This window comes from Methylobacterium sp. NMS14P, assembly GCF_028583545.1.
In the GTDB taxonomy this organism is placed as follows: domain Bacteria; phylum Pseudomonadota; class Alphaproteobacteria; order Rhizobiales; family Beijerinckiaceae; genus Methylobacterium.
The window spans coordinates 1,742,501-1,767,660 of the sequence record NZ_CP087106.1; the positions used below are offsets into that span (position 1 = coordinate 1,742,501).

Sequence of the window (25,160 nt, forward strand, 5' to 3'; positions counted from 1 at the left end):
TTACGCTATTTGGGATCGTATACCCCAATTCCGAATTTAAGACTTGACCCATCTTCCGAATGCGATTGTATCAGGCGTCCGAATCGCGACGCAGTGCTTGCGTTCTGGCGAGTTTCGTCATCACGAGAAGGCAACGCACGAGACATGGCTCAGTCGAACGGCGGCTCTCTCCGCTTCGTCACGCTCGCCTCCGAGATCGTCTCGGCCTATGTGAGCCACAATCACGTGCAGAGCGCGGATCTGCCCGGCCTCCTCAACGAGGTGCACGCGGCGATTCGGGGGATCTGCGACGCCGGCCAGAGCCAGCCGATCGCCAAGGCGACCGCGCAGGAGATCCGGCGCTCGATCAATCCGGACTTCCTGATCTCGTTCGAGGACGGGAAGCCCTACAAGACGCTGCGCCGGCATCTCACCCTGCGCGGCCTGACGCCGGAAGCCTACCGCGCCAAGTGGGGCCTCGCCTCGGACTACCCGATGACGGCGCAGAGCTATTCCGAGCAGCGCTCGCAGCTCGCCCGCTCCCTCGGCCTCGGGCAGCCGCGCGCCGTCGCCGCCGACGCGCCGGCTCCCGAGCCCGCGCCGCAGCCCGCCGGGAAGCGGCGGGCCCGCAGCAAGGAAGCCGTCTGACGGCGGCGCGCCCCGCCTGCGGCGAAGGTGTCGTCGACCTGCCGCAATCGGCCTCGATAGCGTGAGGCTGCACGGTGCGCCTGCCCTCTCTCGGCCTGGACGGCGCGCCCGCCCAGACGCCGGAGCCCTGCATGCTGACCCGCCTCACCCTGCCCGCCCTCGTCGCAGCCCTGCTGGCCGCCAGCCCGGCCACGGCGCAGATGGCGCGGACGGAGACCCGGGAGCCTGCGAAGGACGGCACCGCGAAGGTCGTGCCGCTCAGCAAGGCCGACGTGCAGCTCTCCTTCGCCCCCGTGGTGAAGCGGGCCGCGCCCTCGGTGGTGAACGTCTACGCCTCCCACGTGGACAAGCGCTCCAGCGCGCGCACCAGCGCCATGGAGGAGTTCATGCGCCGCTTCTTCGGCGAGCCGGAGGGCGGTCGCGGTCCCCGGGGTGACCGGGCCCAGCGGTCCCTGGGCTCGGGCGTCCTGGTCGATGCCGACGGGCTCGTGATCACCAATAACCACGTCATCGACAACATGAACGAGGTCCGGATCGCCCTGGCGGATCGCCGCGAGTTCGAGGCCACGATCGTGATGCGCGACACCCGCACCGACCTCGCGGTGCTCAAGCTCAAGGAGCCGCCGAAGGGCCTCGTGCCGATGCCGTTCGGCGATGCCGACGCCCTGGAGGTCGGCGACTTCGTGATGGCGATCGGCAACCCGTTCGGCGTCGGCCAGACGGTGACGCAGGGCATCGTCTCGGCGCTGGCGCGCACGCAGGTCGGCTCGGCGGACTACCAGTACTTCATCCAGACCGACGCAGCGATCAACCCGGGCAATTCCGGCGGCGCGCTGGTGGACCTGCGCGGCCAGCTCGTCGGCATCAACACGGCGATCTACTCGCAATCGGGCGGCAGCCACGGCATCGGCTTCGCGATCCCGGTGGGCATGGTCAAGGCGGTGGTCGACGCCGCCCGCGACGGCGCGAGCGTGGTGCGCCGGCCCTGGCTCGGGGCGCGGATCCAGAGCGTGACCCCCGACATCGCCGACAGCATGGGTCTCGACCACCCGACCGGCGTGCTGGTGGCGAGCCTCCAGCCCAAGAGCCCGGCCGAGGAGGCGGGCCTGAAGCGCGGCGACCTGATCCTCACGGTCGACGGCCAGGAGGTGGCCGACCCGGAGGCCTTCGGCTACCGCTTCGCCCTGAAGGGCGTGCAGGGCCACGCCCGGTTCGGGATCCTGCGCGGCACGACCCGGCAGACGGTCCCGGTCAAGCTCGCGCCGGCACCCGAGACGCGCCCGCGGGACGCGCTCAAGGTGAAGACCCGCTCGCCGTTCGTCGGCGCGACCCTCGTCAACACCTCGCCGGCGGTGGCCGAGGAGATGCAGGTGGATTTCCCGGCCGAGGGCGTGGCCGTGCAGGCGGTGGACGAGAACTCCATCGCGGCCCGGGTCGGGCTGCAGAAGGGCGACGTGATCGTGGCGGTCAACGGCGTGCCGATGGCGACCACCAAGGATCTCGACCGAGTCACCCGCAACAGCCTCAATTCGTGGGAGGTCGCGATCAACCGCAACGGCGAGGTCCTGACCTCGGTGTTCGGCGGCTGATCCCGTCCGGGGGCGCCAAGTCCGGAGGGAGCCAAGTCCGTGGCCGTGGGCAAGCCCCGGCTCCCGGCTTGCGCCCCCGGCCGCGCCCGGTGTTGATGCGCGGATGTCCGACCTGTTCGCCTCCGCGGAACCGCCTCCCGCGCCGGATTCCGGCCGCGCCCCCGGCGCCGAGGCCGCCCGCCCGCTGGCGGACCGGCTGCGCCCGCAGACCCTCGCCGAGGTCGTCGGCCAGGAACACCTGACCGGGGAGGGCGGGGCGCTGACGCGCCTGCTGCGGGGACGGACGCTCGGCTCGCTGATCTTCTGGGGACCGCCCGGCACCGGCAAGACCACGGTGGCGCGGCTGCTCGCCCAGGGCACCGACCTGCATTTCGAGCAGATCTCGGCGATCTTCTCCGGCGTGCCCGACCTGCGGAAGGTGTTCGAGGCCGCCCGCAAGCGCCGGGCGACCGGGCAGGGGACCCTGCTGTTCGTCGACGAGATCCACCGGTTCAACCGGGCCCAGCTCGACGCCTTCCTGCCGGTGATGGAGGACGGGACCGTCACGCTGGTGGGCGCGACCACGGAGAACCCGTCCTTCGAGCTGAACGCCGCGCTCCTGTCCCGCGCCCGGGTGCTGCTGTTCCGGGCGCTCGATCCGGGCGCCGTCGCGCGGCTGCTGGTCCGGGCCGAGGCGCTGACGAGCCAGGTCCTGCCGCTCACCGAGGAGGCGCGCGGCGTTCTGGTCCGCATGGCCGACGGCGACGGCCGCGCGGCCCTGACGTTGGCGGAGGAGGTCTGGCGCTCGGCCCGGCCCGGCGAGACCCTCGATGCCGAGGCGCTGCAAGCGATCGTGCAGCGGCGCGCGCCGATCTACGACAAGGCGCAGCAGGGCCACTACAACCTGATCTCGGCGCTCCACAAGACCGTGCGCGGCTCGGATCCGGACGCGGCGCTCTACTATCTCTGCCGGATGCTCGATGCCGGCGAGGACCGGCTGTTCATCGCCCGCCGGCTGGTGCGCATGGCGGTGGAGGACATCGGACTCGCCGACCCGCAGGCGCTGGCGGTGGCCAACGCCGCCAAGGACGCCTTCGACTTCCTCGGCAGCCCGGAGGGCGAGCTGGCCCTCGCCCAGGCGGCGATCTACCTCGCCTGCGCGCCGAAATCGAACGCGGTCTACGAGGCCTACAAGGCCGCGACGCGCCTCGCCAAGGAGGCGGGCTCCCTGCCGCCGCCGCGGACCATCCTCAACGCGCCGACCAAGCTGATGAAGCGGATCGGCTACGGCGAGGGCTACCGCTACGACCACGACGAGCCCGATGCCTTCTCGGGGCAGGATTACTGGCCCGACGCGCTGGGACGCCAGCACCTCTATCAGCCCACGGAACGGGGTTACGAGACGCGCCTGGCCGAGCGGCTGGACCGGTGGGAGGCGCTGCGGAAGGCGCGCCGCGGGGAGGGGTAGGGGGCTTACCCTGCTTCTGGTTGATAGCTCCGGCGCCGTCATCGCGAGCGGAGCGAGGCAATCCAGCAGCCCAACGATTCCTGACGCCGCGCTGCCCTGGGTCACCTCGCTGCGCTCGTGATGACGGCGTGGGCCGCCTCAACCGAAGCCGTATCAAAGATCGAGGGGCGCGTTGTCGATCACCTCCTTCATCACGAAGAAGGTCCGGGTCTGGCGCACCCCCGGCAGGCCGATGAGCGTGACGCTGTGGAGGCGGTTGAAGTCGGCCATGTCGGAGACCCGGATCTTCAGCATGTAGTCGAAGTCGCCGGCCACGAGGTGGCAGTCGAGGAGCACCGGGATCGCCCGCACCGCCGCCTCGAACTCCGAGAAGCTCTCGGGGGTGGAGCGGTCGAGCACCACGCCGACGAAGACCAAGGTGCCGCGCCCGACCCGCATCGGGTCGATCAGCGCCCGGACCGCCCGCACGAACCCGTCCGCGAACAGGCGCTGGATCCGGCGATGGCAGGTGGCCGCGCTGGTGCCGACCCGCTCGGCGATCTCGGCGTTCGCCATGCGCCCGTCCGCCTGGAGGAGGCGGAGGATCTTCTGGTCGATCCGGTCGAGCCCTGCGGACATGGACGATTCTTTCAGGCCCAGTATTTAATCCGGATGTATCTGGCGCCAGGAGGCACAGATGCGCAAGTCAGCGTCCATCTGAGGCCGAAGATCGAGAGCACCTTTCATCGCGGATCGGGTAGTTTTCCCTGCGCCTCGAAGACGGAGCCGGGCCTCGCGCCGGGCCGTCCCCGAGGCCTCGCTTCGACGCGGCCGGGCGGGACGGAGACCGCTCCTTCCTCCGGCCGCGCCCCGAGACCCGGAGAGACCCGATGCTGGACAAATTCGAGCGCTATCCCCTGACCTTCGGCCCGACGCCGATCGAGCCGCTCAAGCGCCTGACCGCGCATCTCGGCGGCGAGGTGGAGCTCTACGCCAAGCGCGAGGATTGCAATTCCGGCCTCGCCTACGGCGGCAACAAGCTCCGCAAGCTCGAGTACATCGTGCCGGACGCGATCAAGAGCGGCGCCGACACGCTGGTGTCGATCGGCGGCGTGCAGTCGAACCACACCCGCATGGTCGCGGCGGTCGCCGCCAAGATCGGGATGAAGTGCCGGCTGATCCAGGAAGCCTGGGTGCCCCACGAGGACGCCGTCTACGACCGGGTCGGCAACATCCTCCTGTCGCGGATCATGGGCGCGCAGACGCAGCTCGTGGATGACGGGTTCGACATCGGCATCCGCGATTCGTGGAAGCGGGCGCTCGCCGAGGTCGAGGCCGAGGGCGGCAAGCCCTACGCGATCCCGGCCGGCGCCTCGGTGCACAAGTACGGCGGGCTCGGCTACGTCGGCTTCGCCGAGGAGGTCCGCAGGCAGGAGGCCGAGATGGGCCTGCGCTTCGACTACGTGGTGGTCTGCACGGTGACGGGCTCGACCCATGCCGGCATGCTGGTCGGCTTCTCGGCCGACGGGCGCGCCCGCAACGTCATCGGCATCGACGCCTCCTGCACCCCGGCCCAGACCAAGGCCCAGGTCCTCGACATCGCCCAGAACACCGCCGCCCTGGTCGGCGCGGGCGACATCGTCGCCGACGACGTGGTGCTCAACGAGGATTACGCCTACCCGGTCTACGGCGTGCCCTCGCAGGAGACCGTTGAGGCGATCCGGCTCTCGGCCCGGCTCGAGGGGATGATCACCGACCCGGTCTACGAGGGCAAGTCGATGCAGGGCATGATCGACCTCGTGAAGAAGGGCTTCTTCCCGAAGGGCTCGAAGGTGCTCTACGCCCATCTCGGCGGCGCGCCGGCGCTGAACGGCTACAGCTACACGTTCCGCAACGGTTGATACCGCTTCCGGTCAAGGCCTTCGGCACCGCCGTCTTTGCGAGCGGAGCGAAGCAATCCAGACAGCGCCACGCTTCATGACGTGGCGCGACCCTGGGTCACTTCGCTGCGCTCGTGATGACGGAGAGGGGCACCTCAATCGAAGCGTTCAAGCGAAACCGAGTGAGGCAGATCGGTCAGATCCCTCACCTCCCTTCGCTCCCCCCTCATCCGAGGTGCGGCGAAGCCGTCTCGAAGGCGCCTTCCAGGGATCGCGAGTCGTCTGGAAGCCTCCTTCGAAGCCTGCGTGCGCTCCGGCGCCTCAGGATGAGGTCGCGCGTGGGAATGTCGGCAGGCGCCCGCGTCGTCCCGCCCTATATGGCGGCCAGCGCCAGCAACGGCGCGGGACCCGCACCGGAAAGGGCACGATGATCGCACCGGCACGCGCGCTGCTCCTGACGGCCCTGCTCGCCCTCGGCGGCCCACCGGCCTGGGCCGCCTCGGGGCCGGCCGTCGAGGCCGAGAACGGGATGGTGGTCTCGTCCCAGCGCCTCGCCTCGCAGGTGGGCGCCGACATACTGAGGGCCGGCGGCAACGCCGTCGACGCCGCGGTGGCGGTCGCCTACGCCGAGGCGGTGGTGAACCCCTGCTGCGGCAATCTCGGCGGCGGCGGCTTCCTGGTGCTCCACAGCGCCGACGGGCGCAGCCGCTTCGTCAATTTCCGCGAGACCGCCCCGGCGGCCGCCACCCGGGACATGTACCTCGACGCCGCCGGCACCGTCGTGAAGGGCGCGAGCCTGCGCGGCTGGAAGGCGGCCGGCGTACCCGGGACAGTGCTCGGCCTCAACACCGCGCTCGCCGCGTACGGGACCCTGCCGCTGGCGCGGGTGATGGCGCCGGCGATCGCGCTCGCCCGGGACGGGTTCGTGCTGACCCGGGGCGACACCGACATCCTCGAATCCGGCACGAAGCTGTTCGCGGGCCAAGCGAACGTCGCCCGGATCTTCCTGCGCCCGGACGGCAGCCCCTGGCGGCCCGGGGACCGGCTGGTCCAGGCCGACCTCGCCCGCACTCTCCAGGCCATCGCCGAGCACGGCGCGGACGCGTTCTACAAGGGCGCGATCCCGCAGGCCGTGGAGGCGGCCTCCCGGGCGGGCGGCGGCCTGCTGACGGCGGCCGACTTCGCCGCCTACACGGTGACGCAGTCCGAGCCGCTGACCTGCCGCTACCGGGGCGCCACGATCCTGTCGGCACCCCCGCCCTCGTCGGGCGGGACCACGCTCTGCGAGATCCTCAGCATCCTCGACGGCTACGACCTGCGGGCCGCCGGGTTCAACTCGGCCCGGACCGTGCACCTGATGGTCGAGGCGATGCGGCGCGCCTACGCGGACCGCAACCTGCTGCTCGGCGACCCGGCCTTCGTGGAGAACCCGGTCGACCGGCTGCTGTCGCCGGCCTACGCGGAGACGCTCCGGGCCTCGATCCGCCCGGACCGGGCGACCCCGTCGGCGGAGATCCGCCCGGATCCGGGCCCGGAGACGCGGGAACGGCCCGAGACCACCCACATCTCGGTGATGGACAAGGCCGGCAACGCGGCCGCGCTGACCTACACGATCAACGGTTACTTCGGCGCCGGGGTGATCGCCGGCGACACGGGGTTCTTCCTCAACGACGAGATGGACGACTTCACGGTCAAGACCGGGGTGCCGAACCTGTTCGGGCTCGTGCAGGGGACGAGGAACGCGATCCAGCCGGGCAAGCGCCCGCTCTCGTCCATGGCGCCCACGATCGTGCTGCGCGACGGCAAGGTCGCGATGGTGGCGGGCTCGCCGGGGGGCTCGCGGATCATCACGATCAACGCGCAGACGCTGATCAACATGCTCGATTTCGGCATGGAGCCGCAGGAGGCGGTGGACGCCCCGCGCATCCACCACCAGTGGCTGCCCGACACGGTCTACGCCGAGCCGTTCGCGCTCTCGGCGGACACGCAGGGCCTTCTGCGAGGCATGGGCCACACGATCGTCGAGCAGAAGCCCTGGGGCGCACAGGAACTCATCGCGGTCCGCGCCGCGGCGCCCGTGCTTCCGGGGGCCGTGTCGTCGGGCAACGACGCCTCGCGCACGGAGCGGATGCGGCCAGGCCTGCTCTACGGCGCCAACGACAACCGCCGGCCGGCCGGCGCGGCGGTGGGGGAGTAGGGGAGGTTCCCGGCCGCTGCGCGGCACCGCGCGGGCTCGGGTCCCGGATCAGCCTTCGCGGGGTCGAACACGGGCGCCGCTCAGCCCTCTCCCGCCTCCCGCGCCACGGCGCGGAACCCGATGTCGCGCCGGCAGAAACCCTCCGGCCAGTCGATCCGGGCCACCGCCGCGTAGGCGCGGGCCTTGGCGTCGGTGACGCTGTCGCCGAGAGCCGTCACCGCCAGGACCCGGCCGCCATCGGCGAGCAGCTGCCCGTCCTCGGCGCGGGTGCCGGCCTGGAACACGTGAACCCCGTCGCCCTCGGCGGCGTCGACGCCCCGGATCACCGAGCCCCGGACCACGGCGCCCGGATAGCCCGCCGCCGCCATCACCACGGTGAGGGCCGCCCGGTGGGGATCGAATTCCAGGCTCACGCCGGAGAGGTCGCCGTCGCAGGCCGAGAGCAGGGCCGGCACGAGGTCGGAGGCGAGGCGCGGCATCAGCACCTGCGCCTCGGGGTCGCCGAAGCGGGTGTTGTACTCGATCAGCTTGGGGCCGTCGGCGGTGAGCATAAGGCCGGCGTACAGGATGCCGGTGAACGGGCAGCCGCGGGCCCGCATGCCGGCGAGCGTCGGCGCGATGATCTCGGCCATGACCCGGGCCTCGATCTCCGGGGTGACCACCCGGGCCGGGGAATAGGCGCCCATGCCGCCGGTATTGGGACCGCGGTCGCCGTCGAAGACCCGCTTGTGGTCCTGGGCGGTGCCGAGGGAGATCGCCCGCGTGCCGTCGCACAGGGCGAAGAAGCTCGCCTCCTCGCCGAACAGGCACTCCTCGACCACGACCTCGGCGCCGGGCTCGGCGAAGAGGCCGGTCAGCGCGTCCTCGGCCTGATCGACCGTCTCGGCCACGGTGACGCCCTTGCCGGCGGCGAGGCCGTCGGCCTTCACGACGATCGGGGCGCCCTGCTGGCGGACATAGGCCAGCGCCGGCTCCAGTTCGGTGAAGCGCGCGAAGGCGGCGGTCGGGATGTTGCAGGCGGCGCAGAGATCCTTGGTGAAGCCCTTCGAGCCCTCGAGCCGGGCGGCGTCGCGGGTCGGCCCGAAGGCGCGGATCCCGGCGGCCTTCAGGTCGTCCACCAGGCCGGCGACGAGGGGCGCCTCGGGCCCGACCACCACGAGGCCGATCGACTCCGCCGCGCAGAAGGCGGCGACGGCCGCGTGGTCCGTGACCTTGAGGTCCGGCCGGTTGGTCCCGTGGCGGGCCGTGCCGGGATTGCCCGGCGCCGTGAACAGCCGGGTGCAGAGCGGGCTCTGGGCCAGTTGCCAGGCCAGGGCGTGCTCGCGGCCGCCGGAGCCGATCAGCAGGATATTCATGCGCACGCCACCATGGGCCCAGCTTCTGGGGGAAGCGTGCCCGCGGGAAAAGGTTTTTTTCGGGCTTTCCCCGCTCTGCGCGGATATCCCGGCGGCGCGGAGACCGATGTCAGCAGCCGGTGCAGACGCTCGTGTTGAGGCCGCCACCCCGCCGCACGATCCCGTTGCGGCCGATATGGCGGCCCCGGTACACGTCCCCGCGGACGCCCCGATAGGGCAGGTAGGGCCCGAAGGAATCGGCCTGGACGTTGCGCTGGAACGTCTGGTTCAGCGTGTTGAAGTCCGAGACCCGCTGCTGGTTGAGCGACCGGATCTGGCCCTGCAGGGCGAACGAGGCGTTGGCGGCGTTCGGGTCGTTCTGCTGCACCTGCGCCCGGGCGGAGCCCGCCGCGAGGGCGAGCGCCAGGGCGAGGAGCGCGCGGGACGCGGCACGCATGGGTCCCTCCGTGCGGGATTCGAGCGGTCTTCGGAAACGCTTGTCCGAAGTCGACGCGCCAGGATCGGTCCGGGTTCCCGGGCGCGTCAACCCGGCACGACGGGGGATTTCGTCTCCGGCAGGGCCTCGACGCGCTCGGGATCCAGGCCGGTATGGGCCTGGACCAAGGGGTGCGGGGTCAGGGCCAGCCACTGCGTCAGGGAGATGTCGGCGTAGCGCGGGCTCTTGAACATCTCCAGGAAGGTCAGGGTCGTGTCGCCGGTATTCTCGATGTAGTGCCCCATGGCGAAGGGCACGTAGCCGACGTCGCCGGCCCGGTAGTCGAAGGTGCGGGCCTTCGATTCCGAGCCGAACACCGTCATCCGGCCCTGGCCGGAGAGATAGTACTGCCACTCGTCGCTGTTCGGGTGCCAGTGCAGCTCGCGCAGCCCTCCGGGCTCGACCTCGACCAGCGCCGCCGCGATCGTCACGGAGGCCGGGAACACCGTGGAATCGGTGATGCGCACGCTGCCGCCCCGGGTGCGGACCGGCTCCTGCGCCAGCATGCGGTGGCTGAAGGTCTTCGGCACCGGCCCGGAGCCGCCCATCTTGTCGGCCGCGAGCGGGCCGGGCTTGGGACCGGGGAAGATGTAGAGTTCCTTCTGGGGAACCTTGGCGAAGGCGCTCTCGGGCAGGCCGAAGTTCTTCGCGAGCACGTCCGTCGGCGTGTGCGCCAGCCAGTCGGTCAGCAGGAAGGTGGAATCCTCCGAGAAGCCGCCGTCGTCGAACACGAGCAGGAACTCGCAGCCGTCGACCCCGTCGGACGCGAGGCCCTGGATCGAGTGCGGGATGCCGCCCGGGAAGTACCAGAGGTCGCCCTCGCCGACATCGTCCGCGAAGGTGCGCCCGTCCTGGTCGACCGCGGTGATCCGGGCCTTGCCCTTGATCATGTAGGCCCACTCGGATTCCTTGTGCCAGTGCATCTCGCGCACCGCGCCGGCCTTGAGCCGCATGTTGACCCCGGCCATGGCCTTGGAGACCGGCAGCTCGCGGACCGTGGTCTGGCGCGCCCAGCCGCCCTCCTCCAGCCGCATGTGGCTGTCCGCGAAGGACCATTTCAGGTTCGGCATCGTGCCGTGATCGGTGGCGGGCGGCGCCAGGGTGAACGGCTCCTCGGCGGCGCGGGGCCGGTTCTGCGGACCCAGGATGTCGGCCCCCTTGCCGCCGCGCTCGGGGCGGGGCGCGGCTGTCCCGGCGGATTGCGCCGCGGCGGAGGACGCCACCATCGCGCCGCCGGCTGCGATGACGGCGCGCCTGGAGATCTCGGTCATCGTGGATCGGTCCCTGAGTCAGTGGCAGGAAAACCGGTCGCGCGCTCGGAGGATCCGGGGACGAGCCGCGCTGTGCGCTGCGGCATCTCGCCCGGAGCCCGCGCGCGGTCTATGCATTGAATACGGCACCCGACGCGTCCCGGCCGGGCGCCGAGGCGGCGGTTCAGGCGCGGCGCGACCCGAGGGCGAGGATGGCGGACCGGGACAGTTCAGCCGCGGACGGAACCGTGCCGCCCGCCCGCGGCGGCCGCCGGTGGATCGCCCTGCTGGCGCTGGCGGGCCTCGGCGCCCTCGGATACCGCCTGTGGCCGGAAGCGTCGCGCGCGGCGAGTCCGCCCGCCGCCGCCGAGGCGAAGCCGCCGACCGTGCGGGTCGCCGCCGCGGCCCGGGCCTCCGACACCCTGAGCCTGACCCAGACGGGCACCACCCAGGCATTCGACACCGCGAACCTCTACCCGCGGGCGACCGGCTACATCGTCGCGCGCAAGGTCGATATCGGCTCGCACGTGAAGGCGGGCGACCTGCTGTTCCGGATCAGCGCGCCCGACCTCGACCAGCAGCTGGTCCAGGCCCAGTCGCAGGTGCTGCAGCTCCGGGCGGCGCTGATCCAGGCGCGGGCGATGGTGGACCAGGCCGAGGCCAACCGTCACCTCGCCGACGTGACCAACCGGCGGACCTCGACGCTGGCCGGCACCGGGGTCGAGACCCGGCAGAACGCCGACACCTCCCAGGCCGGGGTGCTGGCGCAGACCGCCAACGTCGACGCCGCCAAGGCCGCCGTGAAGGTCGCGGAGGCCAACATCGCCGCCCAGGAGGCGCAGGTCGCCCGGCTCAAGGTCCTGACCGGGTTCGAGGAGATCCGCGCGCCCTTCGACGGGGTGGTGACCGCCCGCAACAACGATGTCGGCGACGCGGTCACGGCGGACACGAATACGGGGGCGCCGCTCCTCACGCTGAACCGCGACGACGTGCTGCGCATGGCGGTGAACGTGCCGCTCTACGCCGCCGACGGCGTCCGCGACGGGCTGGCCGCCAAGGTCGAGGTGGCGCAGATGCCGGGCCGGATCTTCCCCGGCACGGTCTCGCGCTCGTCGACGACGCTGCTCTCGGCCGCGCGCACGCTGGTCACGCAGGTCGACATCCCCAATCCAGACGGCGCGCTGCGGCCGGGGCTCTACATCACCATCACCCTGGAGATCCCGCGCGTCTCGCCCGCCGTGACGGTGCCGAACGACGCGCTGATCTTCGACCAGCACGGGACCCGCGTGGCCGTGGTCGAGGCGGCCGGGGAGGGGGGCAGCGTGGTGCGGATGCGCCCGGTCACGATCTTCCGCCAGACCCGCACGCTGCTGGAACTGCGCGACGGCCTGAGCGGCGGCGAGCGCGTCGTCGTGGGCCCGCCGGCCTCGCTGCGCGACGGCGACAGGGTCACCCTGCGTCCGGAGGACCGGGCAGGGGCGTGAGCCGCGCTTTGAGCGGCGGTGTGAGCGGCGGTGTGAGCGGCGGCCAGACGCGCGGTGCGGGAACGGGGCGACGCCGTGCGGCCGCCGTGTCCAGCCCTGGGACAGCTCCGGCGGCGATAAGCGTCGGGCACGCGGCGGCCGACGCGGGGGCAGACCCCGGCGCCGCCGTGACCGGCCGGCTCAGGAAGCGGATATCACCGCCGTGGTACTCGGAACGATAGCGCTGTCGATCGCGCTGCTCGGGCTCGCCCTGGCGATCCTCGGTCTGACGCTGGCCCTCGCGGGGGGATCCTGGTTCTACGTCGCCCTCGGCGCGGGATTGCTGGCCTCCGGCGTCGATCTGGCCCGGCGGCGCCAGCGCGGCCTCGGGATCTACGCGCTGGTGCTGGCGGCGGCGTTCGCCTGGACGGTGGGCGAGGTCGGGCTCGACAAGTGGCAATGGATCCCGCGCGGGGCCCTGCTCCTCCTCGTGGGGCTCGCGCTCTGTCTGCCCTTCGTGGTGCGGCGCCTGCGCGACGCACCCGAGCGGCCCTGGAGGCCCGGCCTCGGGAACGGCCCGCTCGCCCTCCGGGTCGTCGTGCTGCTCATCGCGGCCTCGGGCGCCGCGTCCTGGTTCGTCGACCCGGTGGAGACGCGGGGCAGCCTGCCGAAGGTCGCGGGGGCGGGGCCGGCCGCCGTCGATCCGAGCGGCGTTCCCTATCCGGCCGACGATTGGGTCGCCTACGGCGGCACCAATCTCGGCCAGCGCTACTCGGCGCTGGCGGACATCGGCACCGCCAATGTCCGGGGCCTCGCCGTGGCCTGGGAGCACCATACCGGCGACCTGCGCGGCGACAGCCGGACGGATTCGAAGGAGTTCACCTTCGAGGCCACGCCGATCAAGGTGAACGGGCTGCTCTACCTCTGCACGCCGCACAACATCGTCCAGGCCCTGGAGCCCGAGACCGGCCGGCTGGTCTGGGCCTTCGACCCGAAGATGGCGCGGGACGGCCAGTACCAGCATCAGACCTGCCGCGGCGTGTCCTACAACGACTCGACCGGGTACACGCCGCCGGCGGAGACCGACGCGGACGGGGCCGTCGCAACCGCAATCGCCGAATGTCCGCGCCGGATCATCGCAACCTCGGTCGACGCGCGCCTCTACGCGCTGAACGCCGAGACCGGCGCCCTGTGCAGGACCTTCGGGGCGGACGGGTTCGTCGATCTGAGGGCGCAGATGCCGAACCTCCGGCGCGCCGCCTATCAGCAGACCTCGGCGCCGCTGGTGACCCGGAACCTCATCGTCCTCGGCAGCGCGATCGCCGACAACTACTACGCGGACAACCCCTCGGGCGTGATCCGCGCCTTCGACGTGCGCACCGGCGCGATCGTCTGGAAATTCGACGCCGGCAAGCCCGGCGAAACCGCGCCGCTGCGGCCCGGCGATTCGTACGAGCCCAACTCGGCGGTGGCCTGGACGCAGTTCTCGGCCGACGAGGCACTGGGGCTCGTCTACGTGCCCTTCGGAAACCGGGCGCCCGATCAGGTGGGCGTGTCCCGGTCGAAGGCGGACGAGGCCCTGGTCGACGCCCTGGCGGCGCTGGACCTGGAGACCGGGAGGCTGACCTGGGCGTTCCGAACCACCTATCATGACCTGTGGGACCGCGATAACCCGTCCCAGCCGGTCCTCCTGACCCTGCCGCAGGGCGACGGGACAGTGCCCGCAATCCTGATCCCCACCAAGGTCGGCAACCTCTGGGTCCTCGACCGCCGCACCGGCACCCCGATCCGGCCGGTCTCCGAGGTCTCGGTCTCGACCCGGACCGACATCCCGGGGGAGGCGCCGTCTCCGGTCCAGCCGATGTCGTCGCTCAGCTTCGCGCCCGCGGCGCTGACGGAGGCCGACATGTGGGGCGTCACGCCCTTCGACCAGATCCAGTGCCGCCTCGCCTTCCGGTCGAACCGCTACGACGGCAACCCGTTCACGCCGCCCCAGGCGTCGGAGGGCGCGCTCATCTGGCCGGGCAATATCGGGGTGTTCAACTGGGGCTCGGTGGCCGTCGACCCGGTCCATCACTGGATGATCGCGACGCCGCAATACCTGCCCTACCTCTACCGCCTGCTCCTGCGCCCGCCGGGCAACCCGGAGAAGCGCCTCGTCTCCCCCGATCCGGATTCCACCCCGGGCAACGAGAATCTCGGCGGTCCCTATGCGGTCTCCATCGCGCACATGCGCTCCGCCCTCGGCATCCCCTGCAGCGCGCCGCCCTGGGGCGTGCGGGTCGGCGTGAATCTGGCCGACGGAACCGTTGCCTGGAAGCGCCGCAACGGCACGGTCGCGGGGCAGAAGGTCGGCGGTCTGGCGGTCCCGCTTCCCCTGGAGATGGGCATGCTGGCCCACGGCGGCACCCTGACCACGGCGGGCGGCGTCGCCTTCACGGCCGCCACGCTCGACGACCGCATCCGCGGCTACGACATGCAGACCGGGGAGGTCCTGTGGACCAAGCCGCTGCCGGCCGGCGGCCAGGCCACCCCGATGACCTATCGCGGCAGGGACGGCCGGCAATACGTGGTGATCGCGGCGGGTGGGCACGGTTCGCTCGGCACCACGCCGGGCGACTCGGTCATCGCCTTCAGGCTCGAGTGAGCCACCGCGCGCCTGTCGCGAGCCCGAGGATCGCCGGCCTCGCGGCGGAGCGGCTTTGCGGCGGCCCCGGCCGCCCGGCCGGGGCAGGGGCGTCCTAACCTTCGAGCCGCGCCCGCGCGTCGGTGCGGGCGAGCCGCGCCAGCAGGTACTCGACCTCGGCCTTCGCGGTGGCGGTCAGCGCCTGCGAGGGCTTGCGCTGCGCGTCCGAGGCGAAGATGCCCCGCCGCATGAACACGTATTTGCGCACCGCGAGCCCCAGCGGGCCCTGCTGCTGCTCGTAGCGGAGATAGGGGAGGTGGGCGTCGAACAGGTCGTGGGCGGCGTCGCGCTCGCCGGCCCGGCCGAGGCGGACCACGTCGACCAGCATCTCCGGGAAGGCGTAGCCGGTATTGGCCCCGTCGGCGCCGCGCTCGGTCTCGAAGTCGAGGAACAGGCCGCCGTTGCCCACCAGGATCGAGATGTGGCGCATCGAGCCGTCCGCCTCGAAGCCGCGCAGCGTCGAGATCTTCTCCAGCCCCGGCCAGTCCTCGTGCTTGAGCATCACGCAGGAGGGGTTTTCCGACACGATCCGGCGGATCACGCCGGGGGTCATCTGGACCGAGAAGGTGAGGGGATAGTCCTGAAGCACGAAGGGCACGTCCGGGCCCACGGCCTCGGCGGCGTTCCGAAAGTAGCCGACCACCTGGTCGTCGGTGCGGAGCGTGTTGGGCGGCGCGATCATCACGCCGGCCGCGCCCAGCGCCATCACCTCCCGGGCGAGCGACCGCATGGCCGCGAAGCCCGGCGCCGTGACGCCGACGATCACCGGCAGCCGGGTGCGCCCGAGGACGCGCTTGGCGACCGCGAGGCCCTCCGCGTGGTCGAGCTTGCCGGCCTCGCCGAGCTGGCCGAGGATCGTCAGGCCGTCGACGCCGGCCGCCCCGAAGAAGTCGGTCATCCGGTCGAGGGAGACCTCGTCGATCCGGCCGTCCGGATGGAACGGCGTCGGCGCGATCGGGACGACGCCGCCGATGTCGCTGGTGAGAGGCATGCCGGTCTCCGCGCTGCTGCGGCGGCCTCTCCAGCCGCCGGATGGCATGCCCCATACTAAAAAATCCCGGGCGACGCGACGCGCCCGGGACCGGTTCCGTGCGCCCGACCCGCTCGATCAGCCCAGCAGCTTGTCGAGGGTGATCGGCATCTCACGGACCCGCACGCCGGTGGCGTGCCAGACCGCGTTGGCGATGGCGCCCACCGTGCCGGTGATGCCGATCTCGCCGACCCCCTTCACGCCGAGGTTGTTCACCACCGCGTCGTCCTCGTGGACCAGGATCGCCTCCATGGCGGGCACATCGGCGTTCACCGGCACGTGGTACTCGGCGAGGTTGTCGTTGAGGAACCGGCCGGTGCGCGGATCCATCTCGGCCCGCTCGTGGAGCGCGAAGGACAGGCCCCAGATCATCCCGCCGTAATACTGGCTCTGGACCAGCCGCGGGTTGATCACCCGGCCGGCCGCGAAGGCGCCGACGAGGCGGCTCACGCGGATCTGGCCGAGATCGGGATCGACCTTCACCTCGGCGAAGACCGCGCCGTGGGCGTGCATGGCGTAGGAGGCCTGCGCCGCCGGATCGGCGCCGGCCTTGCCCTGGCCCTCGATGCTCGACCGGCCGGCCCGCCGGAGGATGTCGGTGAAGGACTCGCTCCGGCCCGGATCGTCGCGCCGGGTCAGACGCCCGCCCGCGGCGGTCACGCCGGCATTGCCGGCGCCGTAGAGCGGGGAGGCGGGGTCGTTGGTGGCCAGTTCCGCGAGCTGCCGGATCACGTCGCCGGCCGCCGCGTGGACCGCGCCGCCCGCCGTGGCGGTGTGGCCCGAGCCGCCCGCGATGCCGGCATTCGGCAGATCGGAGGAGCCCATCCGGAAGGTGAGGGCGTCCATCCCGATCCCGAGCCCGTCGGCGGCGATCTGGGCGAGCGCCGTCCAGGATCCCTGGCCCATGTCGATCGCCCCGAGCTCCACCGTGCCGGTGCCGTCGGCGCGGATCTCGGCCCGGGCCATGCCCTCGAAGATCAGCGCCGGGAAGGTGGCGGTACCCATGCCGGTGCCGACCAGGAACCCGTCCCGGTCGCGGGTCTGGCGGGGCTGCAGCGGGCGCCCGGCCCAGCCGAAGGCCTCGGCGCCGCGCCGGTAGCAGTCCCGCAGGGCCTTCGAGGAGAACGGCTTGCCGGTGATCGGCTCGACCTCCGCGTAGTTGGCGAGCCGGAAGTCCAGCGGGTCCATGCCGAGCTCGTGGGCCATCTCGTCCAGCGCGCTCTCCAGGGCGACGCTGCCGGTGGCCTCGCCGGGCGCCCGCATGAACAGCGGCGTGCCGGTGTCGAGGCGCACGGCCTCGTGCCGGATGGCGATGGCCGGGCTCGCGTACAGGGTGCTGGTCGCCCGGCCCGCCGGCTCGAAGAAGTCGTCGAAGCTCGACGAGGCGGTGCGGATGTGGTGGTCGAGGGCCGTCAGCTTGCCGGACGCGTCGGCGCCGAGCCGGAGTGTCTGCCGGGTCGGTCCGCGATGGCCCATCGGGCCGTACATCTGGGTGCGGGTCGGCACGAGCTTCACCGGACGGCCCACGAGCTTCGCCGCCATGCAGGCGAGCACCTGCGGCCCGGCGGGGACGCCCTTCGAGCCGAAGCCGCCGCCGAGATAGGGGCTCTCGATGTGGATGTCGTCGGGGCCGATGCCGAAGAGCCCGGCGAGCCGGGCCTGCGACATGGCGAGCGCCTGGGTCGGCATGTGCAGCGTCAGTCGGTCCCCGTCCCAGCTCGCCACCGCCGCGTGCGGCTCCATGGCGTTGTGGTACTGGGCCGGCGTCTCGTAGGTGGCGGCTATCGTCTTCGACGCGGCCGCGAGCCCGGCCTCGACGTCGCCGTCCGTCTCGACGGGCGGCGCGCCGACGCCGACCGAATCCGGCGTGAAGGCCTCGCCGGAATCGAGCCCGATCCGCGGCGTCTCGGCCGCGTAGGTCGGGGCGAGCAGCCGGGCCCCCTCGGTCGCCGCCTCCAGGGTCTCGGCGATCACCACGGCGATGGGCTGGTTGGCGTAGCGGACGCGGTCGTTCTGCAGGAGGTCCAGGCGGAACGTGAACGGCCCGTCCTTGGCGTCCGGGTCCTTGGCGAGCGTCGGGGCGTTCTGCGGGGTCATCACCGCCACGACGCCGGGATGCGCCTCGGCGGCGGCCACGTCGAGGCCGGTGACGCGGCCCTTCGCGATCCGGGCGATGCAGAGCGCCGCGTGGAGCGTGCCGGGCGGCAGGTTGTCGGCGGAGAAGCGGGCCTGGCCCGTCACCTTGAGGGGACCGTCGCGCCGCGTCAGCGGCTGGCCGATGCTGGAGCCGTGGCGGATCGCGCCGGCGGGGAGGTTCGAGGCGGGCGTGGAGGTCGCGGTCATGCGGGTCTCCTCAAGACGGGTTCCGGTTGGAGCTTCTGGTCAACGTGGCTCCCGCCGTCGTCACGAGCGGAGCGAAGTGACCCAGGGCAGCGCGACATCGCAGGTCGTGGCGCCGACTGGGATGCTTCGCTCCGCTCGCGGGGACGGCGGTGCCAAGCCATCGACCGGCGTGTCAGACGATGCCGAACGGGGAGGCGGGGAGCGCCGGGATCCGGGCGGGCGTCCCGGCGGCGGCCTGGGCGAGGGCGCGGATCGCCACCCGGCGGGCGAGCTCGATCTTGAAGGCGTTGGCCTCGCCGGTGGGCTCGGCGCCGGACAGCGCCGCGGCGGCGGCCTTCGCGTAGGCCTCGGGGGAGGGCGCCTGTCCGGCGAGCGCCGCCTCGGCCTCCGCCACCCGCCAGGGCTTGAGCGCCAGACCGCCCAGGGCGAGCCGGGCCTGCCCGATCCGGCCGTCGGCCTCCAGGGTGAGGGCGGCCGCCGCCGAGACGACCGCGAAGGCGTAGGAGGTGCGGTCGCGGACCTTGAGGTAGCGGGCGTTGCCCCGGAAGGACGCCGCCTCGGGGGGCAGGCGCAGGGCGGTGATCAGCTCGCCGGGCCGCAGGTCGGTCTCCCGCTCCGGGTGGCCGCCGGGGAGGAGGTGGAAGGCGGTGAGCGGCACCTCCCGGGCGCCGTCCGGCCCGGCGATCTCGACCACCGCGTCGAGGGCGGCGAGCGGCACGCAGAAATCGGACGGGTGGGTGGCGATGCAGTGCTCGCTCCAGCCCTGTACCGCGTGGATCCGGGTGGCGTGCCCGAGCGCCGCGCAGCCGGAGCCGGGCGCGCGCTTGTTGCAGGGCGAGACCGCGTCGGTAAAGTATTGGCAGCGGGTGCGCTGCATCAGGTTGCCGCCGACCGTGGCGGCGTTGCGCAGCTGCGCCGAGGCGCCGGCCAGCAGGGCCTCGGCCACCATCGGGTAGGCCTTGGCGAAGGCCGGGTCGTGGGCGAGGTCGCTGTTGCGCACCAGGGCGCCGACCCGGGCGGTGCCGTCCGGCAGCCGCTCGATCGCCGAGAGGCCGGGGAGGCGGGTGATGTCGACGACCCGCTCCGGCGTGGCGACGCCGCCCTTCATCAGGTCGACCAAGTTGGTGCCGGCGGCGAGATAGGCCGTGCCCGGCTGCTGGCCGGCCGCCACGGCCTCGGGCACGCTCGCGGGGCGGATGTAGTCGAAGGTCCTCACGCCGCGTCCTCCCGCTGCTCCGAGGTCCGGGCGGCCGCGTCCTGCACGGCGTCCAGGATGCCCGCGTAGGCGCCGCAGCGGCAGAGATTGCCGCTCATGCCCTCGCGGATGCGCTCCGGATCGGTGCCGGCATGACCCTCGCGGATCAGGCCGACCGCGCTCATGATCTGGCCGGGGGTGCAGAAGCCGCACTGGAAGCCGTCATGGGCGATGAAGGCCGCCTGGACCGGGTGCAGCCGGTCGCCCTCGGCGAGCCCCTCGATGGTCAGCACCTCGGCGCCGTCGAGGCTCGCGGCGAGCGTCAGGCAGCTGTTGATCCGACGCCCGTCCACCAAGACCGTGCAGGCGCCGCACTGGCCGCGGTCGCAGCCCTTCTTGGCGCCCGTCAGACCGAGGCGCTCGCGCAGGAGATCGAGGAGGGTGACGCGCGGATCGTCGAGGGCGATCTCGCGCGGCTGCCCGTTCAGGGTGAGCCTGAGGGGAATGGTCATGCGGGGGTCCCGGCTTCCAAGGCTGGAACCGTTACAGATAGCCGCCGCCACGCCCCCGGCGAGACCTTAAGCGGAAAGCGATGTGCGCAAGATCACGGCACGCGAGGGTTGCGCGCTTACGCCGACTTGACCCGGACCTCCGAGGCGGATTTCAGCACCGTCTTGCCCTTGGCGGTCTCGATCTCGAGGGCGGGCTCGGACTTCGAGGCCTCGCGCTTCACCGTGTTGCCCTTGATGGTCTTCTCGACGTCCCGCGTGTGGACCTTGGTCACCTCACCCGAGACGGTGCCCTTGCCCCATTTGTAGGTGACGTCGTCCCCGGTCTTCACCTTCGCCTTGGCGGTCATGCGCGTCTCCGTCGTGGATGAGGGCGTGGATGCGGGGAAAGGCGCCCGGGGGCGGGCGCGTTCCCGGGCATCCACGGCCGGAATGCCGCACTCAGCGCCCGACCTCTCGGCGCAGGGCGGCGACCATCGTCTCGACCGCCGCCTGCGCGGTCTCTCCGAGATTGATGGCGCTCTCGCCGGCGGTGACGAGCCCGCGGCCCTCCAGCTCCTTCACGCCGTCCGGGTCGGCCTCGTGACCGGCGCCGTCCCGGCGGATCACCGAGGTGACCGTCTCGCCGCTGACGAGGCGGTGATAGGCCGCGAAGGCGAGGATCGAGAGGGCCTTGTCGGAGAGTCCGTTCAGGTCGTCGGCCATGCGTGCGTTCCTCCGCGCGTTCCTCGAAGCGTGCTCGACGGACGAACGCCGTACGGGGCCGGGGGGTCCGGGCGGCGGCCGGGGTGCGACGACACGTGCGACCGAGGGGTCCACCCCTCCGAGCGGCGACGCTTCGCGCCGGAGCCGCCTTCCTGCTACTCTGCGGCCCTCCATGAATCCGCAGACAGACCAAACCGAAGTGGAACCGAGCCCCGAGACGCGCCGCGCGCCCGCGCCGCCCGATCTCGACTATCGCCTGCGCCAGCAGGCGATCCTGTCGGAGTTCGGCGTCGAGGCTCTGCGCGGCACCGATGTCGACCACCTGCTGCAGCGGGCCGCGGAGCTGTGCGCGCAGGGCATGGGCGCCGAGTTCTGCAAGGCCCTGGAATATCGGCGCGGCGCCGACACCCTGCTGGTCCGGGCCGGCGTCGGCTGGGGGCCCGACGTGATCGGCAAGGCCCGGATCGGGGCGGACCTCGCCTCCCCGGCGGGCTTCGCCCTCAAGACCGGCCGGCCGGTGATCTCCAACCACCTCGCCGACGAGACCCGGTTCCGCACGCCGCAGCTCATGGCCGAGCACGGCATCCGCCGGGCGATCAACGTGCTGATCGAGAACCGGGACGGCGCCTTCGGGGTGCTGGAGGTGGACGACACCCGCGAGGGCATGTTCGCGGAGGCCGACATCGCCTTCATGCAGGGCTTCGCCAACCTGCTCGGCGGCGCCATCGAGCGGCAGCGGACCGAGAGCCTGCTGCGGGCCGCCCTCGCCCGGCAGGACCTGCTCGCCCGCGAGATGAGCCACCGGGTCAAGAACAGCCTCGCCATCGTGGCGAGCCTCCTCGCCCTGCAGGCGCGGGCCGCCGAGGAGCCCGCCGTGCAGGCCGCCCTGTCGGACGCGCGCAGCCGCGTCGAGGCGATCGCGGGCGTCCACGACCAGCTCTGGCGGCAGGGTGACAAGGTAGAGGGTGAAGGGGAGGGGGTGCCGGGCGAGCTCGACCTCGCGCCCTTCCTGGAGAAGCTGCTGGCCAACCTCGCCAGCGGCGTGCCGGGTCAGCGGCTTACCTGCACGGCCTGCCCGCAGCGGATCTCGGCCGACCGGGCGATCCCCATCGGCCTCCTGGTCAACGAACTCGTCACCAACGCGCTCAAATACGCCTACCCGCCCGAGACGCATCCGGCGGGCGGCGAGATCCGGGTCCGCGCCGAGCGCCGGCCCGAGGGGCTCGTGGTCGAGGTTGCCGACGACGGGATCGGCCTGCCGGCGGGGTTCGAGATCGGGCGCAGCTCGAAGAGCCTGGGCATGCGGGTGGTCGGCAGCCTCACGCGCCAGCTCGGCGGCAGCCTGACGATCCAGGCCCGGGGGAAGGGCGCCTGCTTCCGCCTGGAAGTGCCCCCGGAAGTGCTCCTGGAAGTGCCCCTGGACGTATCCCCGGAGGTGCCCCTCGAGGCGCCGCCGGCCGGCTGAGCGTGGCGCGCGCCCCGACCGGGCGGAGACTGGACAAGGGCCCTGCCCCGTCGCGATCCGGGCGCGACGGGCTCGGCGAGACAGAGCGGATGCAGTGACCGAGAACAGGACGACGGCGGCGCGCCTCGCCGAACGGCTCCACGCCTTTCGGAGCCTCGGCGACAATTGCGAGTTCGGGTTCGTGCAGCGCTACGGCGGGGTCGAGCCCTCCGGCCTGCTGCGCTTCTCCTACACGCCGATGGAGGACCTGATCCGCGGCCTGCGCTGCGGCTTCGCGGATTTCGGCGTGCCGGGGGACCTGCGGCTCTCCGTGAGTTCCGGCGGCACCTATTACTGCCACAGCGTCGCCTACAACATCTGGGCGAATACCGGGCACCCGGCCGGCTCGATCGAGCCGGAGGTGCTGCTGGAGCGGGAATACGGCCGGCTGGCCCATCTCAAGCGCAAGATGCTGGACGATCTCGCCGACGGCGCGAAGATCCTGGTGCGCAAGGTCGGCCGCGACGAGCCCGAGGCCGATTTCGCCCGCCTGGCCGAGGCGGTCCGGGCGCACGGGCCCTCGACGCTGCTCCGCGTGACCGAGGCCGGGCCGGACTGGGTTCCCGAACCGGCCCGGCGCGTCGCCGACCGGCTGATCGAGGGACAGGTCCGCCGGTTCGCGCCGGTGGAGCAGGCCTGGGAGGTCGACCTCGAACCCTGGATGCACCTCGTGGACAGCGCCTACGCGCTGGAGCGCGGCGCGGCGCCGACCCGCCTCGACGCCGCCGCCTTCCCGGAGGCACTGACGCTGTCCGGGCGCCTGCGCCGGCACGTCGGTCGGCACCGGGCGACGGCGCTGAGCGCGTACACGCGGGCGGTGGATCCGGCCGGCTTCCGCGCCGACACGGTCCACGTGTTCTCGAGCTGGGTGTGGATCCCGGAAGACTTCGCCGGGGACCGGGTTTTCGCGGCGGCCGGCTACGCGCGGCTGGGCTGGCGGGATGCCGACCTGTCGCGGCGCCGGTGCTGGCAGCGCGTCTGGGCGGCGGGACGGCTGCGCCCCGACGCGGCGCGGGAGCCCGTCGGGCTCGGCATGATCGGCACGCGGCGGGACGGGTTCTGGTCCGCCGGGGCCCGCTTCGCCGAGGGGCCGATTCCGGGGAACGAGCCGGCGCCGGAGCTGCGGATGCCGCCGGTCCGGTTCCCGGGCCGGGATCTCCTCGGCCGGCTGCTGCCGCGGGCCCTCTAGACCCCCGACCGGGAACCGATCCGGCACGGCGGTCTTGCCTACCGGGCCGCACGGGACCGCGCCCGTCGCGAGGGGGCCCATGCCCGGTTTCGTGCCCGACCGCCGCTCTCTGCTCCTCACCCTGGCCGCGGGGTCGGCCTTCCTGTCGGCGCGGGGCGCCGACGCCGTCGGGGCGCCGGAGCGGATCCCGCTCTGGCCGGGGGAACCGCCGGGCGGCGGCGGTCCGCAGGGTCCGCCGGTCCGCGACGACAGCGGCGCCGTGAGGAACGTCGCCGTGCCGGTCCTGGAGGTGTACGCCCCGGAGACGCCGACCGGCGTGGCGGTCCTCGTCGCCGGCGGTGGCGGCTACGCCCGGATCGGGATGGTCAAGGAGGCGCTCCCCGCCGCGCTCTGGCTCGCCGCGCAGGGCATCACGGCCTTCGTGCTCACCTACCGCCTGCCCGGCGAGGGCTGGGCGGCGGGCCCCCTGGCGCCGCTTCAGGACGGGCAGAGGGCCCTGCGCCTGATCCGCGCCGAGGCCGCGCGCTTCCGGATCGACCCGGCCCGCGTCGGCGTGCTCGGCTTCTCCGCGGGCGGGCACCTCGGCGGCCTGATCGCCGCGCGCTCCGCGTTCCGGGCCTACGCCCCCGTCGACGCGGCCGACGACCTGTCGGCGCGGCCCGACTTCGCGACGCTGATCTACCCCGTGGTGAGCCTGGAGCCGCCCTACGACCGCACGACCACCCGGCGCTCCCTCGTCGGCGAGGCCCCGAGCCCGGAGGCGAGCCGGGACTGGTCGCTCCAGACCCATATCGGGTCCGGCTGCCCGACGCTGTTCCTCGTGCAGGCGGACGACGACGCGGTCATCAGCCCGGAGCACAGCCGCATCCTGGACGCGGCCTGCCGCGCGGCGGGCGTGCCGGTCGAGTACCACCGCTTCGCGGTCGGCGGCCACGGTTTCGGGATCGGCCGGTCGGAGGCGCCGGTCGCCCTCTGGCCGAGACTCTGCCGGCTCTGGCTGACCAGCGTGTCGGTGATGCGCTGACGCCGCGCGCACTGCCGGCCCGCGGCGGCCCTGTCGGGTCGGCCATCCGGCTCGGGAGCCGTCAGGCAGGGCAGGGGGACCGGTGAGCCCGGGTCGGCGCGCAGCGGCCCTCGCCCGCGCGGACAGCACCGCGCCGGGCACGTCGGAGATCGCCGCCGCCGGGTTCGTGGGCGGTCACGACCGGAGAGCCGGACCGCCGCTCCCGCCGCCACCGCGAGGGACGCCGAGAGACGTCGAGAGACGCTGAGCGATGCTGAGCGAGCCGAGGGCAGCGCCGCGGCGATCGGCTGGGCGTCGTCCCGGTCCATCCGCCGCGGGGAGGGGCCTCCGGCCCCCCGTGGCCCGACCGCCCTGCCCGGGAGCGTCGGACTTCGGCACCCCTCGGCCACTTCGTCACCGCGCCCTCGCCGCGCGCGACGACGCGCGCGCTGCGGCCCGGGTCGGAGCTCAACGTGCCCGGCGGCGCGCGGCCTTCCAACCCTAGGGCCTCGACCTCTCACCCGATCAGCGGCCTTCAGGCCGCGACGCCCAGACACCGGGCAATCCGACCCCGCAACCCGACCCTACGAGCCCCTGCCCATTGTTCGCATAAGATATATTATGGAACTTAATGGGGGAGTCGGACGGGGCGAGGGGCAGCGTGCCGGTCGGGTCGAAGGCTGACAGTCTGGATGGATCGCGCCGCGTCCGGATCCGGGCGGTGCGGCCTCGGC

The 25,160-nt window shown here is 72.7% G+C and carries 20 protein-coding genes; 10 read left to right on the forward strand and 10 right to left on the reverse strand.

The window, feature by feature from the left end; translation table 11 throughout:
- Positions 1–144: 144 nt before the first annotated feature.
- The 3 genes from LOK46_RS08175 (at position 145) to LOK46_RS08185 (ending at position 3,663) form a co-directional block, all read left to right on the forward strand.
- The gene (locus LOK46_RS08175) at positions 145–627 is read left to right on the forward strand and encodes a MucR family transcriptional regulator (protein ID WP_273563307.1); all 483 of its coding nucleotides are present in this window, start codon (positions 145–147) and stop codon (positions 625–627) included.
- Between the two features lie 131 nt (positions 628–758).
- Positions 759–2,216: a Do family serine endopeptidase gene (locus LOK46_RS08180; RefSeq protein WP_273564562.1), complete on the forward strand. Its 1,458-nt coding sequence runs from the start codon at positions 759–761 to the stop codon at positions 2,214–2,216.
- Between the two features lie 103 nt (positions 2,217–2,319).
- A complete protein-coding gene (locus LOK46_RS08185; protein WP_273563308.1) occupies positions 2,320–3,663 on the forward strand; it encodes a replication-associated recombination protein A in 1,344 nt (447 codons plus the stop codon).
- Positions 3,664–3,816: 153 nt separating this feature from the next.
- On the opposite strand, the gene LOK46_RS08190 is transcribed toward LOK46_RS08185, so the two are convergent.
- A complete protein-coding gene (locus tag LOK46_RS08190; RefSeq protein ID WP_273563309.1) occupies positions 3,817–4,281 on the reverse strand; it encodes an Lrp/AsnC family transcriptional regulator in 465 nt (154 codons plus the stop codon).
- A gap of 251 nt (positions 4,282–4,532) precedes the next feature.
- Here LOK46_RS08190 and LOK46_RS08195 point away from each other — a divergent pair, with 251 nt between their 5' ends.
- Positions 4,533–5,543, forward strand: a complete 1,011-nt coding sequence (locus LOK46_RS08195; protein WP_149313429.1) for a 1-aminocyclopropane-1-carboxylate deaminase — start codon at positions 4,533–4,535, stop codon at positions 5,541–5,543.
- A 406-nt stretch (positions 5,544–5,949) separates the two neighbouring features.
- The gene (gene ggt, locus LOK46_RS08200) at positions 5,950–7,719 is read left to right on the forward strand and encodes a gamma-glutamyltransferase (protein WP_273563310.1); all 1,770 of its coding nucleotides are present in this window, start codon (positions 5,950–5,952) and stop codon (positions 7,717–7,719) included.
- An 80-nt stretch (positions 7,720–7,799) separates the two neighbouring features.
- On the opposite strand, the gene purD is transcribed toward ggt, so the two are convergent.
- The 3 genes from purD to LOK46_RS08215 form a co-directional block, all read right to left on the reverse strand.
- The gene (gene purD / locus LOK46_RS08205) at positions 7,800–9,074 is read right to left on the reverse strand and encodes a phosphoribosylamine--glycine ligase (RefSeq protein WP_273563311.1); all 1,275 of its coding nucleotides are present in this window, start codon (positions 9,072–9,074) and stop codon (positions 7,800–7,802) included.
- A gap of 109 nt (positions 9,075–9,183) precedes the next feature.
- Complete coding sequence (locus LOK46_RS08210) at positions 9,184–9,510, reverse strand: hypothetical protein (RefSeq protein WP_273563312.1); 327 nt, start codon at positions 9,508–9,510, stop codon at positions 9,184–9,186.
- Between the two features lie 86 nt (positions 9,511–9,596).
- Positions 9,597–10,820, reverse strand: a complete 1,224-nt coding sequence (locus tag LOK46_RS08215; protein ID WP_273563313.1) for an oxalate decarboxylase family bicupin — start codon at positions 10,818–10,820, stop codon at positions 9,597–9,599.
- A 191-nt stretch (positions 10,821–11,011) separates the two neighbouring features.
- Here LOK46_RS08215 and LOK46_RS08220 point away from each other — a divergent pair, with 191 nt between their 5' ends.
- On the forward strand, positions 11,012–12,283 hold the full coding sequence (locus tag LOK46_RS08220) for an efflux RND transporter periplasmic adaptor subunit (RefSeq protein ID WP_443192879.1): 1,272 nt from the start codon (positions 11,012–11,014) through the stop codon (positions 12,281–12,283).
- Between the two features lie 202 nt (positions 12,284–12,485).
- Positions 12,486–14,909, forward strand: a complete 2,424-nt coding sequence (locus tag LOK46_RS08225; protein WP_273563315.1) for a membrane-bound PQQ-dependent dehydrogenase, glucose/quinate/shikimate family — start codon at positions 12,486–12,488, stop codon at positions 14,907–14,909.
- Positions 14,910–15,003: 94 nt separating this feature from the next.
- Here the strand turns inward: LOK46_RS08225 and LOK46_RS08230 are convergent, their stop codons facing one another.
- From LOK46_RS08230 to LOK46_RS08255, 6 genes are all read right to left on the reverse strand, one after another.
- Complete coding sequence (locus LOK46_RS08230) at positions 15,004–15,939, reverse strand: dihydrodipicolinate synthase family protein (RefSeq protein WP_273563316.1); 936 nt, start codon at positions 15,937–15,939, stop codon at positions 15,004–15,006.
- A gap of 117 nt (positions 15,940–16,056) precedes the next feature.
- A complete protein-coding gene (locus LOK46_RS08235; protein ID WP_273563317.1) occupies positions 16,057–18,321 on the reverse strand; it encodes a xanthine dehydrogenase family protein molybdopterin-binding subunit in 2,265 nt (754 codons plus the stop codon).
- Positions 18,322–18,493: 172 nt separating this feature from the next.
- On the reverse strand, positions 18,494–19,537 hold the full coding sequence (locus tag LOK46_RS08240) for an FAD binding domain-containing protein (RefSeq protein ID WP_273563318.1): 1,044 nt from the start codon (positions 19,535–19,537) through the stop codon (positions 18,494–18,496).
- Positions 19,534–20,028: a (2Fe-2S)-binding protein gene (locus tag LOK46_RS08245; RefSeq protein ID WP_210035279.1), complete on the reverse strand. Its 495-nt coding sequence runs from the start codon at positions 20,026–20,028 to the stop codon at positions 19,534–19,536. Before LOK46_RS08245 ends, LOK46_RS08240 begins: the two co-directional genes overlap by 4 nt.
- Before the next feature lie 116 nt (positions 20,029–20,144).
- A complete protein-coding gene (locus LOK46_RS08250; protein ID WP_273563319.1) occupies positions 20,145–20,375 on the reverse strand; it encodes a DUF2945 domain-containing protein in 231 nt (76 codons plus the stop codon).
- A 91-nt stretch (positions 20,376–20,466) separates the two neighbouring features.
- Positions 20,467–20,730, reverse strand: coding sequence for a hypothetical protein (locus LOK46_RS08255; protein WP_273563320.1), 264 nt, complete (start codon positions 20,728–20,730; stop codon positions 20,467–20,469).
- Positions 20,731–20,902: 172 nt separating this feature from the next.
- Here LOK46_RS08255 and LOK46_RS08260 point away from each other — a divergent pair, with 172 nt between their 5' ends.
- From LOK46_RS08260 to LOK46_RS08270, 3 genes are all read left to right on the forward strand, one after another.
- The gene (locus LOK46_RS08260) at positions 20,903–22,195 is read left to right on the forward strand and encodes a sensor histidine kinase (RefSeq protein ID WP_273563321.1); all 1,293 of its coding nucleotides are present in this window, start codon (positions 20,903–20,905) and stop codon (positions 22,193–22,195) included.
- Positions 22,196–22,289: 94 nt separating this feature from the next.
- The gene (locus LOK46_RS08265) at positions 22,290–23,423 is read left to right on the forward strand and encodes a hypothetical protein (RefSeq protein ID WP_273563322.1); all 1,134 of its coding nucleotides are present in this window, start codon (positions 22,290–22,292) and stop codon (positions 23,421–23,423) included.
- A 79-nt stretch (positions 23,424–23,502) separates the two neighbouring features.
- Entirely contained in the window at positions 23,503–24,447 is a 945-nt protein-coding gene (locus LOK46_RS08270; RefSeq protein ID WP_273563323.1) for an alpha/beta hydrolase, read from the forward strand.
- The last annotated feature ends 713 nt before the right edge of the window (positions 24,448–25,160 follow it).

What these genes read in the sequence shown, in the direction of transcription:
- LOK46_RS08210 (WP_273563312.1), bottom strand. Translation starts at nt 9,510, where the DNA reads ATGCGTGCCGCGTCCCGCGCGCTCCTCGCCCTGGCGCTCGCCCTCGCG.
- LOK46_RS08180 (WP_273564562.1), top strand. Translation starts at nt 759, where the DNA reads ATGCTGACCCGCCTCACCCTGCCCGCCCTCGTCGCAGCCCTGCTGGCC.
- LOK46_RS08255 (WP_273563320.1), bottom strand. Translation starts at nt 20,730, where the DNA reads ATGGCCGACGACCTGAACGGACTCTCCGACAAGGCCCTCTCGATCCTC.
- LOK46_RS08245 (WP_210035279.1), bottom strand. Translation starts at nt 20,028, where the DNA reads ATGACCATTCCCCTCAGGCTCACCCTGAACGGGCAGCCGCGCGAGATC.
- LOK46_RS08195 (WP_149313429.1), top strand. Translation starts at nt 4,533, where the DNA reads ATGCTGGACAAATTCGAGCGCTATCCCCTGACCTTCGGCCCGACGCCG.
- LOK46_RS08270 (WP_273563323.1), top strand. Translation starts at nt 23,503, where the DNA reads ATGCCCGGTTTCGTGCCCGACCGCCGCTCTCTGCTCCTCACCCTGGCC.
- LOK46_RS08235 (WP_273563317.1), bottom strand. Translation starts at nt 18,321, where the DNA reads ATGACCGCGACCTCCACGCCCGCCTCGAACCTCCCCGCCGGCGCGATC.
- LOK46_RS08175 (WP_273563307.1), top strand. Translation starts at nt 145, where the DNA reads ATGGCTCAGTCGAACGGCGGCTCTCTCCGCTTCGTCACGCTCGCCTCC.
- ggt (WP_273563310.1), top strand. Translation starts at nt 5,950, where the DNA reads ATGATCGCACCGGCACGCGCGCTGCTCCTGACGGCCCTGCTCGCCCTC.
- LOK46_RS08220 (WP_443192879.1), top strand. Translation starts at nt 11,012, where the DNA reads ATGGCGGACCGGGACAGTTCAGCCGCGGACGGAACCGTGCCGCCCGCC.
- purD (WP_273563311.1), bottom strand. Translation starts at nt 9,074, where the DNA reads ATGAATATCCTGCTGATCGGCTCCGGCGGCCGCGAGCACGCCCTGGCC.
- LOK46_RS08230 (WP_273563316.1), bottom strand. Translation starts at nt 15,939, where the DNA reads ATGCCTCTCACCAGCGACATCGGCGGCGTCGTCCCGATCGCGCCGACG.
- LOK46_RS08250 (WP_273563319.1), bottom strand. Translation starts at nt 20,375, where the DNA reads ATGACCGCCAAGGCGAAGGTGAAGACCGGGGACGACGTCACCTACAAA.
- LOK46_RS08185 (WP_273563308.1), top strand. Translation starts at nt 2,320, where the DNA reads ATGTCCGACCTGTTCGCCTCCGCGGAACCGCCTCCCGCGCCGGATTCC.
- LOK46_RS08215 (WP_273563313.1), bottom strand. Translation starts at nt 10,820, where the DNA reads ATGACCGAGATCTCCAGGCGCGCCGTCATCGCAGCCGGCGGCGCGATG.
- LOK46_RS08190 (WP_273563309.1), bottom strand. Translation starts at nt 4,281, where the DNA reads ATGTCCGCAGGGCTCGACCGGATCGACCAGAAGATCCTCCGCCTCCTC.
- LOK46_RS08260 (WP_273563321.1), top strand. Translation starts at nt 20,903, where the DNA reads ATGAATCCGCAGACAGACCAAACCGAAGTGGAACCGAGCCCCGAGACG.